Genomic DNA, 10944 nt, shown 5'->3' with positions numbered 1-10944 from the left:
GGCGTGCTCGCGGTCGGCGCGGGTCTGGCCGCCGGCGGCGGGGGGGTGGCTCCCGCGTCGGAGGGGGCAGGCGCGTCGGCGGAGGCGGGCGCGTCGGCGGAGGCGGGCGCGTCGGCGGAGGCGGGCGCGTCGGCGGAGGCCGAATGCCCGCGCGCCCATGTCCCACTGGCCGGGGCCGGATGCCCGGTGGGCCGTCTTCCGCTGGCCGAGGCGGTGGTCAAAGAGACTCTCCGGCTGACTCCCCCGGCGTGGATGATGACCAGGGTCGCGCGCACCGCGGTCGCGCTCGGCGAGTGGCGGTTGCGGCCGGGAGACGAGGTGCTGACCACGCCGTACCTGATCCATCGCGACCCGCGCTGGTGGCCTCACCCGGACGAGTTCGATCCGTCTCGATGGGACACCGCCCGCCCGGCGCCCGGGACCTACATACCGTTCGGCGCCGGGCCTCGCTACTGTCTTGGCCAGGCGGCGGCGATGCGTCAGCTCACCCTCGCCACGTCCCGTATCGCCCAGCGTTTTCACGTACACGCGCCGAACGCGGACGCCGCGGAACCCGAATTCTGCGGACGCCTCGCACCGGCGGGCCTGCGCGCCGCGTTCCTCCCGACCGGCCTGCCCGCCGAATCCCGCCCGACCGGCCCTGAGCCTTGACGATTAAGTCCGCTCGAATGCTTGCGTCCTGGTCTATATGCCTATGTGTCTATGTGGCGCGTGAGGCCCCGTTCTTCGCGGCGGAGCGGTCGACGGACGGCCCTGGCGGAGCCAGCTCGGGCGTGGTGGAGTCCGTCATGGCCGGTTGCTCTTCGGCCTGCCGTTCCGGCGAACCGGCGACGTCTATGGTCGGCTGCTCCGGCACACTGGCAGCGTCCACAGCCGGCCGCTCCGGCGAACTGCCGGCGTCCACAGCCGGCTGTTCCGGCGCGCTGGCAGTGTCCACGGTCGGCGCACTCCTCGCGGAGCGTTCGAAGAAGCGCAGTAGCTCCACAGGCAGTGGCATGACCAGTGTGGAGGTCTTCTCGGCCGCCACCTCCACCACGGTCTGCAGCAGCCGCAGCTGAAGCGCGCCAGGCGCCTCGGTCATGATGGCCGCGGCGTCGGACAGCTTCCGCGCCGCCTGGAACTCTCCGTCCGCGGTGATCACCCTGGCCCTGCGTTCTCGCTCGGCCTCGGCCTGGCGGGCGATCGGTCGCTTCATGCCCTCGGGCAGATGGACATCCTTGATCTCCACGCGGTCGATGTGGATGCCCCAGCCGAGCGCAGGGCTGTCGATCATCAGCGCGAGGCCCTTGTTCAGCTGCTCGCGGTTGGACAGCAGGTCGTCCAGATCGCTCTTGCCGATGATCGAGCGCAGTGAGGTCTGCGCCACCTGCTCGATCGCGAACAGATAGTCCTGCACCGCGATGGCCGCCCGCAGCGGCTCCACGACGCGGAAATAGGCGACGGCGTCGACCTGAACGGAGACGTTGTCACGGGTGATGCCCTCCTGCGTGGGCACCGGCATCGTGACAATCTGTATGTTCACCTTCTTCATCCGATCCGCGACCGGAATGAGGAAGGTGATCCCTGGCGGGCGGACCTCCCGCTGAGCCCTGCCGAAGCGGAAGACCACACCGCGCTCCACCTGGTTGACGACCCTGATGGCGCTGACGGCCACCCAGACCGTCAACAGGACGATCAGCCCGAGCACGATATTGATGATCATGGCGTGCCCCTTCCAGCTCAAGGCTAGATCCGGGGACGCACCTGTCAGGCAAGGAAGGCGTCAAGTCCTGGTCAACGCCGTGGACAAGCTCAGGACGAGCCCGCCTGCGGGTCGACGTGGAGCAGGTCGGTCAGGCGGCGGATGTCGGCACGGATCGCCCACCGCAGCAGCCACCTCAGCACCGGCTCCAGCAACCTCTCAGAGGCGGCGCGCGGGGCGACGCGTACGTGATCTCTCGCACTTCGACCACCCGGCGATGATAAGGCCGCGCCCGAGGAAAGTGACGGCGCGCGGTCGTCGCTCTCCCCGGGCGTCATCGATGGCTCAGTTCGGCGGGATCATTCCGTTCTTGGAGACCGGTACAGCCAGCTGCATGGCGGCGGTCAGCCTGGCGTCCTCGGCCGGCAGGTTGGCCAGCACCGGGTTGAGGTGCTTCAGGGTTAGCGGCACCGGCGTGATGGTCGAGGCGGTGATGTCGAACTTCTCCAGGTCGACCCAGCGCACGATGTTCATCACGTCCGCCGGGATGGCGTCACCGGACTTCTGCACCGGCACGCAGAGCTGGCGGGCGGCGGCGACCCGGGCGTCCGAGGTCGGGATCTGGTTGGTCAGCACCGGGTTGAGCTGGGTGAGGGTGAGGCCGACGTTCATGGCCGGGTTCGGGGTGTGGGCGTAGCACAGCAGGTCGATGTGGGAGATGAGCCGCAGGACGTCCGAGGAGGGCACCACGCCGTTCTTGGAGACCGGGACGCACAGATGCTCAGGCACGTTCAGAACGACTCCGATGCCCGGTACGTTCTGCAGCACCGGGTTGAGGTGGCGCAGCGCCAGGCTCAGGTTGAGCGAGGGGCCGGTGACCCGGTAGCACGACAGGTCGACGAACCTGATGAAATCGAGGACGCCCGGCGGTGGGATCACGCTGTTCTTGGCCACCGGGACGCACAGCTGCTCGCGCTGTCCGAGCGTGACTTGCAGGTTCGGCTGATTGGCGAGTACGGGGTTGAGGTGCCGCAGCTTCAGGGTGATGGCCGGCGGTTGGTACGGGGTGGTCTTGAAGCATTCCAGGTCGAGGTTCGTCACGAATGCATTCGGCGTCGGCAGGGCCAGTGCCTGCGCGGGCGGCGCGACGAGGAAGGCCACGACGAACATGGCGATACCGGCGGAGAAGAGACGTCGCACGAGGTTTTTCGCGCGGCGTTGTGGTGCGACCGTTCTGTCCATAAATGGCGCTCCATTCCAGTAGGCGATGCCTTGACTGTGCGCCCGCGCAAGCGACCTAACAAGGCTGGTGACCGCTTTTTGCCACAATGGCGAAACGACCGGGGCCGATCAAAAGATGGGCCGCTTTTCGGCCAGAAATATCCGGCCTATTCTTCGCGTATTCAATAGCGACCGCGAATCAGCGAGGCGACTGACCGACCTTGCGGAGCACCACGCCGAGCAAGCGGTCCGTCGTCATATATCCGGAACGGCGAGAGTCGTATGAACGGTCCGCGTTGTCCCCCAGCACGACCAGATGGCCGGCGGGCACGCGGGTACCCGGCGCGGTCCGCAGCGCGGGCACCGTCTCCCTGGGTATCGGGTCGCCCGGGACGGCCGCGACGCGCTTGACGATCCAGCGCGCGACCCTCTCACCGCTCCAGCGCGCGACCCTCTCACACCGGCGAGCCGCCCTCCCGCCCCTCCGCCGAGCGGCCCTCTCGGCACTCCGGCGAGCACCACGACCTGCCCCGTACGCAGTGAACGGGGTGACGCCCGCCGGACGACCAGGCGCTCGCCCGGCCGATACGTCGGCAGCATGCTCTCCCCATGAACGGTCACCACCACATACCGCCTGCGCAGCCACAGGACGCCGAGCACCACCACGGCGACGCCGGCGAGCACGCCGATCAACGCGCCGCTCCCGTCGGGCGGACCTCGTCCCGATAGTTCGGGTCGACCTCGTCCCGAGAAACCGCAGCATGGTCGCCTTGCGCTCGTCGCGCAGCCGGTGACGGGCGCGCTCAGCCCATTCGCCGGGCAGCCCGGTCAGCGGGTCGCCGCGCCACAGCGCGAGCGCCTCGCCCAGCAGCGGCGCCGGATCCGGCTCGGCCATCGCCTGATAGGCGAGGCTCCGGAAGCGCGACACGTCCACCGCGGACTCGTCCACGTCGAGCAGGTAGCCGCCGGGCCGCTGGACGACGGCGCCACCGCCGGCCAGTACGTCGCGGCGGATGCGGGTGATGACGGTGTAGAGGGTGCGCCGCGCGCCGGGCGGAACCTGCTCGCCCCAGACCCGGGCGAGGAGCCTCTCGACGGCCACGACCCGGCCGACCTCCCACGCGAGCGCGGCGAGTGCGAGCGCGACCTGCGGCGGCCGTACGGGGCGGGTCTGGCCGAACGCTCCACCTCGACGGGTCCGAGCAACCGAATCAGCACGACGGTCTACTCCCTGCTCGTGAATCTCCGAGCGTAACGAGGCCCCACTTGCTGGATCCGCTCGCCCGTGGCTACCTTGTGATCATGCAGTACGTCGACGTGGCCAGCAGACTGCTGCTGCTCACGATGTTCACGCTCGCGCTGGTGGGCAAGGTCTCCAGCCGCCGGGCCTGGGACGAGTTCGTCGCCTCGGTCGGCGCGATGGGACTGGTCGGCGGCGTGAAGGTCCCGGCGGCGGTCGCCACGGTGGTGGCCGAGGGCGGGGTCATCGTGCTGGCCGCGGTTCCCCTTCGCTGGGCCGGATCGGCGTCGTTCGTCCTCGCGGCCGGGCTGCTCGGGTGTCTGACCGTCGCCGTCGCGCTGGTCGTCCGGAAGGGGAAGACGGTGGCCTGCCGCTGCTTCGGCCCCACCCAGACGCCCTTGGGCGTAGAACACGTGGTGCGCAACGTCGTGCTCGTCGTGATCGCCCTGCTCGGGCTGGCGGGGTCGCTGGTGAGCGGTTCCTTCGACCCGGCGCTCAGCGTGGTGGTCGGCGTGTTCGGCGCCACTCTGGGGCTGCTGTTCGCCCGATGGGACGATCTCGTCTCGTTGCTGGCGCCGTCGTGATCATCGTTAGCGCACGATCCCGGGCCGCGGGCGACTGATCGCCGGGGGCCGTCGCTACCCTGAGCGGGATGGACATCCAGCAGCTCCGTTACTTCGTGGCCGTGGCCGGTGAGCTCCACTTCGGGCGCGCCGCCGAACGGCTGCACGTGACGTCGTCCCCGCTCAGCCGCCGCATCAGGGAGCTGGAGAAGGAGCTCGGCAAGGACCTGTTCGACCGCGGTTACCACCAGGTCGAGCTGACCGCCTTCGGGCGGGCGTTCCTGGAGCCGGCCCGCGACGTGCTGGCCCGCTTCGACGCGCTGGCGGACCTCGCGGCCGGGCCCGTCGCCGTCGCCCCGGCCGTACGGGTGGGGGCCACGCCGCTCGCCCCCACCCAGGTCCTGGACCTGGTGCTGGAGACGTTCGCGCGGGTGAGCCCCGGGATCGAGCTGCCGGTGAGCCTGGAGCCATCGGCGGGGCTGCTCGCCCTGCTGGCGGCGCACCGGCTGGACATCGCCGTCGTCCACCTGCCCGTGGACGCTCCCGGCCTCGAGAGCCTGGCCCTCGCCGAATACAGCTTCGCCATCGCCATGCGGGCCGACGACCCGCTGGCCGGCCGGGCCCGGCTCACGCTCGGCGACCTGGCCGACCGGCAGATGCTGCTCACCTCGTTCAAGGTGCACCCGCTGGTGATGAAGGGGCTGCGCGACCACCTGCGCGAGGGCGGGGTCACCCGGATCCGGGAGATGCCGCACAGCGACGTCGTGCAGATCGCCGCGCACATCACCCACTCGCGCGCTCTGTCCCTGATAACGCCCAGCACGATCGCGGGCCGCGTCCTGGCCGAGTCCGGGCTCGTCCTCGTGCCGCTGGACGACCCGGACCTGCACTTCCGGCTGGGCGTGGTCTGGCCGGCGGGCGCGGCGGAGCGCGGCGGCCCGCTCGCGAGCGTCATCACGACCCTGCGCGAGCGCGCCACCGACCCGCTCACCATCCTCTGATCGCCCCGGCCGAGCCGGTGCCCGGTCAGAGGGGCAGCGGGATGCGATCGACGAACCAGTACAGGCTGACCGCCACGATGGGGACCGACAACGCGACCACGCCCCAGCGGGCGGCGGGCGTGCGGCGCAGCAGCACCAGCAGTGGGAACAGCACGGCGACGATCGCGAGCTGCGCGGCCTCGATACCGAGATTGAAGCTCAGCAGCGACAGGAGCAGCTCCCACGATCCGCTCTGGTCGATGTCCAGCGCGCCCGCGAAGCCGAGCCCGTGCACCAGGCCGAAGGCGAACACGATGGGCAGCCGCCACCGGCCCAGCCGGTCTTCGCCCCGGCCCAGGAGGTTGGCGAGGGCCACGACGATGATCGACCCCGCGATGATCGGCTCGACGATCTGACCGGGAACGTCCACCACCCCCATCGCCGCCAGGAGGAACGTGATGCTGTGGGCGGCGGTGAAGGCGGAGGCCGTGATGACGACGTCCCGCAGGCGGCGCGCGCCGATGAGCAGCGCGAGCAGGAAGAGGACGTGGTCGAGGCCGAACAGCAGATGCTCGGCGCCGAGCAGGAAGAACTCCCCGATCTGGTTCGGCGCCGGATGCTCGCCGACCTTCAGCGTCGGGTTGGCCGCGGCCAGGACGGCGGAGCCCTTCTCGCCGTCGACGTCGTAGCGGACCATGGTCTTCGTACTGTGGACGAAGCTCTCGGCGTCGGGGAACAGCGCGCTGGAGATCGCGTGCGCTCCCCCGCCGTCGCCCTGGCAGGCGTAGGCGTAGGTCAGCACGGCGAAGGCCACCTTGTCGCGCAGGCGTATGTCCGCCGCGCCCACCTGCGTGGGCGCGCACGGCTTGTCCTCGTACGCCACGGCGAAGCGGCGCGTGACGTACGTGGTCACGGCGTCGCGGTTGATCGTGAGCTGGCGGAGCTGCTCGGCCCGTTCCTTGGCCTCGTAGGCCTCCGCGTAGAGCCAGGCCGACTTCATGAGCAGGTCGTACTCGAGGTCGAGCACGACCTTGACGTTCGCCCCTGTCCCGGTCACCTCGGCCTGGGCGGTCGTCGTGACGTCGTGCGCCGCCGCCGGGGCGGGACGCGCCAGGCCGGCCAGCACGCCGCCGAGGACGACGGCGAGGAGGAGGGTGGCCAGCCGCCGCATATGGGGCATGTCTCGTGTCTCCAAGAGGGGGATGCCGCCCCGGACCAGGTCCGGGGCGGCGGATGGATCAGCGGTTGAACCAGTGATAGAGGGGCGAGTCAGGCCCCCACTTGCCCGGACGGCCGTCCTTGTCCTTCGTGACGAAGACGCTCGGCTCGGACGCGGTCACGCCGCCTCCAGCGGAGCGTGCCGTGACGAACCAGGCGTAGGCCGTGTCGTCCTTGAGCCGGTCCCAGGTGACCGAGGCCACCTCGCCGGACGTCACCGTGCTCTTGCCGATGATCCGGCTGGGCTTGTAGAGCGCCAGGGAGTCGGTCTGGAAGCTCGTCGTACGAGAGGTGAGATCGACCGGCAGCACCATGTTGTCCTCCTTGCCGTTGTAACGGCGCAGCGGATCGAACTCGGTGGCGCCGAAGTCGTTGAGCAGCGGCGAGTAGGTGTCCACGCTCAGCTCCGCCCGCTTGACGTTGAACGACAGCAGCCGGAAGAAGCTCGCGCCGAACTGGAGCTGGTCGTCCGGCTTGTACCCGCCGATCTCGGTGAGCCCGAGACGGTCGGCCGAGACCGTGTAGAACTGGTAGTCCGCCAGCAGCTCGACGACGCCGTTGCCGACCTGGCCCACCTTCGGCTTCACGTTGGTGCCCACGCCGTGCTCGTGACCGGCGAGGATCAGGAAGACGTTCGGGTTCTTCTCGACCACGGTCTTGTACAGCATCGAGCCGTCGGGCGCGGAGAATCCGGCGCCGCGCCCGTCGGGGTTGGTGCTCGGCACGAGGTAGTCGTGGGAGAGCAGGATGCCGTTACGGCCCGGGAACTTCTTGAAGATGGAGTCGGCCCACTCGGCCTCGTCCCTCGTCACGCCGTACGACAGGCCGACCACCACGAAGTCCAGCCCGCCGGCGGAGAACAGGTCGTAGTGGTTCTGGTTGTCGCCTTCCTTCCACGGGCCGCCGTACTTGGCGTGCTGCCAGCCCTGTGAGGCGTCCTGGTACCGGTTGGGGCCGTAGTACTTGTTGTAGATCGCCTCCGGCCCGTCCTCGGTGCCCGACTGGTTGTCGTGGTTGCCGGCGATCACGCCGTTGGGGATGTTCGCCTCGTCCAGCACGCGCTGCTGCTTCGACGACACCTCGAACTCGCCCGCGATCTGCTTCTGCGTGGCCTCGTCGGCGGGCTTGCGGATGTTGTTCTCGATGATGTCGCCGGTGTGCGCGACGTACGAGATCTTGCGCTGGTCCTTGTTCGCCTTGATCCAGTCGACGACGCCGGAGTAGGCGCGCTCCCACACCGCGCGCTCCTCGGGCGTCTCCTGCTCGACCGCGCCCTCGGAGATGTACTGGGTGTCGGTGTAATGGACCATCGAGAAGTCGTACGTGGCGGGGTCGGCGAAGCCGTTCGGGTCGCCGGGCTCGACATCGTCGGCGAACGGGTCCTCACCCGTCACCATGACGTGGACCTGCCGCCTGTCGATGTACTTGGTGTCGACGACGGCCGTGAGCGCGGTCTTGCCCGTGGCGGCGCCACGGGCGCTCGTCAGCAGATCCCACGTCTTGGCCTTGGTGTTCCACACCCGCAGCGCGACCAGGCGCTCGGGGTCGATGGCGCCCTCCCACCGCAGGACCGGCGAGTCGACGTGCCCCTCCACCTTGACGTCGAACCGCTGGTACGTGATGTCCCGGCCGGTGGGCGCGTCGAGCGTCTTGCCGTCGGCCGGGTCGAGCCCGTCCGTCCTGACGCGCTTCTCCCCCGGAACCTGCAAGGTCGTGGGAACGGTCAGGGTCGTGCCCTGGTACGCCTGCTCCGGAGCCAGGATCTTGGCCTCCGAGAACGTCGCCGTCAGCTTGCCGCCATCAGGCTCCGCGACCTTCGCCGAAAGCTTGACGGGGTCCGACACGTCGACGGTGCCCAGAGCCGGGGTCAGCTCGGCGGGGACGTCCGGGATGCCCGCGGACTCGAAGACGACCTCGCGGACCGCGGTGTTGCCGAGACCGTCGGCGCCGGTCACGGCCAGCGTGTGCTTGCCGGCTCGAAGACCGGGCCCCACCTTGGCGCCCAGTTCGATCGGCTGGCCGTCGAGCTTGACGTCCGGCCCGGACACCACCGCCGAGGCGTCCTCGAGCTTGACGTCCAGGATCACCGAGGCGGTGATCTTCTCGTTCGCGGCCGGGACGCTCTTGGCGACCTTCGGCGCCGAGTTGTCCGTGACCAGCAGGCGCGTGGCGGCCTTGCCCGCGGCCGAGATGGCCTCCAGCGTGTGCTTGCCGTCCTTGATGGCCGCGGTGTCGAGGTCGGCGCGCAGGCCGCGGGCCTGGGCGTCAACAAGGAACTCCAGGTCGATCTCGGTCAGCGGGTTCACGTTGTCGCCGCAGTTGCCGTCGCCCATGCCGTACGAGGTCTTGATCATCTGACCGGTCGCCGTGCCACCCGCCGGGGTGAGGGCGATGTTCGAGATCGCGAAGTCGTCGCGGTTGTTGCCGCACGAGGTCGGGAAGGTGCCGGCCACGAAGTCGATGGTGTTCCAGCCGGGCACCAGGAACTCGTTCGGGATCGTGAAATCGACCCGGCGGCTGACGAAGTCGCCGTCGAGCACGACCTTCTGGCCGTTGACGAGCAGGTAATTCTGGTAGCGCGCCTCGATCGAGTTGGTGCCCACGTTGAAGCTGAGGGTCGCGTCGCCCGAGCCGAGCGTCTCGACGACGTGCGCCGCCGGGGCGTCGATCGTGTAGCGCAGCTCGGCCTCGCGCAGGGCGGCCTGGTTGCTGCCGCAGGTGCCGTCGCCCATCTCGTACGACGACTTGATGTCCTGGCCCTTGACGGTGGCCCCGGCCAGGGCGAGGTCCAGGTTGGTGATCGTGAAGTCGTCGCGACCGTTGCCGCAGGTCTCCTTGTAGTCGCCGGTGACGAGCTTGATCGTGTTGTCGCCGGAGACCAGGAACCTGGCCGGGACCGCGACGGTCACCCGCTGGTTCACCCAGGAGCCGCCCAGGTCGACGCGCTTGCCGTTGACGAGCAGGAAGTTGTCGTACTTGTCGTCGATCGAGTCCGCGCCCACGTCGAAACTGAGCTTCGCGGCGCCGTTGCCGAGCGTCGCCTTCGTGACGGGCTCGGCGCCGTCGACGGTGAGCGACTTGACGCCGCCCTCGGCGGTGGCCGGGACGTTCGCGAAGACCGGCTTGGTGCCCGCCACGAGCGTGCCGTCCGTGGGCATCAGCCGCGGCGCGCCGGCCGGAGCGTTGTTCACGGTCACGGTGTTCTTGACGCTCGCCCCGGCCGCGGTCGTGGCGGTGATGGCGTGCTCGCCGTTGGTCAGCGTCGTCGTGTCCACCTCCGCCGTGAGACCAGTGGTGCCCTGCGGGTCGGCCTGGACGAAGAACTTGAGCGTGGCCCGCTTCAGCAGCGAGGTGTTCGTGCCGCAGCTGCCGTCGCCGAAGGACAGGGTGTACGGGTTGTCCTCGCCGTCCGCGACCTCGCCGAGCAGTTCGAGGCCCACGTCGGACAGCACGAAGTCGTCGTAGTTGACGCCGCAGGAGGACTGGACGGTGCCGACGACGATCTCCACGGTGTTCTCGCCCTTGACGAGCTGCTCGTTGGGGATGTCGATGGTGGCCCGCTCGTTGACGTAGTCGCCGATGTCGGTGCGGTGCGCGCCGTTGACGAGGACGTAGCTGTGGTACTGCGCCTCCGTGGAGTTCGTGCCCACGTCGAAGCGGAGCTTCGAGACGCCCACGGTCTTGGTGGCGTTGACCGCCCCGCCGTCGATGGCGAGTTTCGTGACGCTGTCCCCGGCCGCGACCGGGGCTGCCACGACCTTCACCTTGCCCTCAAGGTAGGACCCGCTGATGGGAGTGAGCGTCGGAGGGCTCTGGGAAGTGGTCGGCGTCGGGGTCGGGGTCGGCCGTCCCCGATCCGCGTCCGCCGGCCCAGGGTCGGCGTACGCCGCCGTCACGAGGCTGCTCACGAGTAGCGCCACGGCCGTGCCGACGGCGGCCAGGCGCCCCCGGCTCCGTACGCCGCCGAATAAATGTCTTGCTGCTGGCCGCATCAGGCGCAGTCCCTTCACTTGCATGCTCACACGGACAACCGGCCAGGCC

At 69.6% G+C, this 10944-nt stretch carries 8 protein-coding genes and 1 pseudogene; 3 read left to right on the top strand and 6 right to left on the bottom strand.

From position 1 onward, the window contains the following. A partial coding sequence (locus AB0B61_RS10330) for a cytochrome P450 (protein WP_358430411.1) occupies positions 1-651 on the top strand: 651 nt, incomplete at its 5' end. A 49-nt stretch (positions 652-700) separates the two neighbouring features. On the opposite strand, the gene AB0B61_RS10325 is transcribed toward AB0B61_RS10330, so the two are convergent. The 4 genes and pseudogenes from AB0B61_RS10325 to AB0B61_RS10310 form a co-directional block, all read right to left on the bottom strand. Continuing rightward, a complete protein-coding gene (locus AB0B61_RS10325; RefSeq protein WP_358430408.1) occupies positions 701-1702 on the bottom strand; it encodes an SPFH domain-containing protein in 1002 nt (333 codons plus the stop codon). A 324-nt stretch (positions 1703-2026) separates the two neighbouring features. Then, positions 2027-2923, bottom strand: coding sequence for a hypothetical protein (locus AB0B61_RS10320; RefSeq protein ID WP_358430405.1), 897 nt, complete (start codon positions 2921-2923; stop codon positions 2027-2029). Between the two features lie 178 nt (positions 2924-3101). After that, positions 3102-3233 (bottom strand): S26 family signal peptidase, encoded by a 132-nt coding sequence (locus AB0B61_RS10315; RefSeq protein WP_358430437.1) that lies wholly within the window; start codon positions 3231-3233, stop codon positions 3102-3104. A gap of 435 nt (positions 3234-3668) precedes the next feature. Beyond that, positions 3669-3830, bottom strand: a pseudogene (locus tag AB0B61_RS10310) (BTAD domain-containing putative transcriptional regulator); the annotation flags it as partial. A gap of 374 nt (positions 3831-4204) precedes the next feature. Between AB0B61_RS10310 and AB0B61_RS10305 the strand changes: the two are divergent. Together AB0B61_RS10305 and AB0B61_RS10300 are read left to right on the top strand one after the other, a co-directional pair. After that, on the top strand, positions 4205-4726 hold the full coding sequence (locus AB0B61_RS10305; protein WP_358430402.1) for a MauE/DoxX family redox-associated membrane protein: 522 nt from the start codon (positions 4205-4207) through the stop codon (positions 4724-4726). A 68-nt stretch (positions 4727-4794) separates the two neighbouring features. Further along, positions 4795-5706 (top strand): LysR family transcriptional regulator, encoded by a 912-nt coding sequence (locus tag AB0B61_RS10300; protein WP_358430400.1) that lies wholly within the window; start codon positions 4795-4797, stop codon positions 5704-5706. Between the two features lie 25 nt (positions 5707-5731). On the opposite strand, the gene AB0B61_RS10295 is transcribed toward AB0B61_RS10300, so the two are convergent. Both AB0B61_RS10295 and AB0B61_RS10290 read right to left on the bottom strand, forming a co-directional pair. Continuing rightward, positions 5732-6865, bottom strand: coding sequence for a HupE/UreJ family protein (locus tag AB0B61_RS10295; protein ID WP_358430398.1), 1134 nt, complete (start codon positions 6863-6865; stop codon positions 5732-5734). A 58-nt stretch (positions 6866-6923) separates the two neighbouring features. After that, on the bottom strand, positions 6924-10895 hold the full coding sequence (locus tag AB0B61_RS10290) for a metallophosphoesterase (protein ID WP_358430396.1): 3972 nt from the start codon (positions 10893-10895) through the stop codon (positions 6924-6926). Positions 10896-10944: the final 49 nt, after the last annotated feature.

Source organism: Nonomuraea sp. NPDC049158, from assembly GCF_040648335.1.
In the GTDB taxonomy this organism is placed as follows: Bacteria; Actinomycetota; Actinomycetes; order Streptosporangiales; family Streptosporangiaceae; genus Nonomuraea.
Note: the sequence above shows the minus strand (reverse complement) of the source record. Positions and strands in the feature narration are given on the sequence as shown.

Coding starts and splice junctions, on each gene's coding strand:
- AB0B61_RS10325 (WP_358430408.1), bottom strand. CDS start 1,702: ATGATCATCAATATCGTGCTCGGGCTGATCGTCCTGTTGACGGTCTGG.
- AB0B61_RS10320 (WP_358430405.1), bottom strand. CDS start 2,923: ATGGACAGAACGGTCGCACCACAACGCCGCGCGAAAAACCTCGTGCGA.
- AB0B61_RS10305 (WP_358430402.1), top strand. CDS start 4,205: ATGCAGTACGTCGACGTGGCCAGCAGACTGCTGCTGCTCACGATGTTC.
- AB0B61_RS10300 (WP_358430400.1), top strand. CDS start 4,795: ATGGACATCCAGCAGCTCCGTTACTTCGTGGCCGTGGCCGGTGAGCTC.
- AB0B61_RS10295 (WP_358430398.1), bottom strand. CDS start 6,865: ATGCCCCATATGCGGCGGCTGGCCACCCTCCTCCTCGCCGTCGTCCTC.
- AB0B61_RS10290 (WP_358430396.1), bottom strand. CDS start 10,895: ATGCGGCCAGCAGCAAGACATTTATTCGGCGGCGTACGGAGCCGGGGG.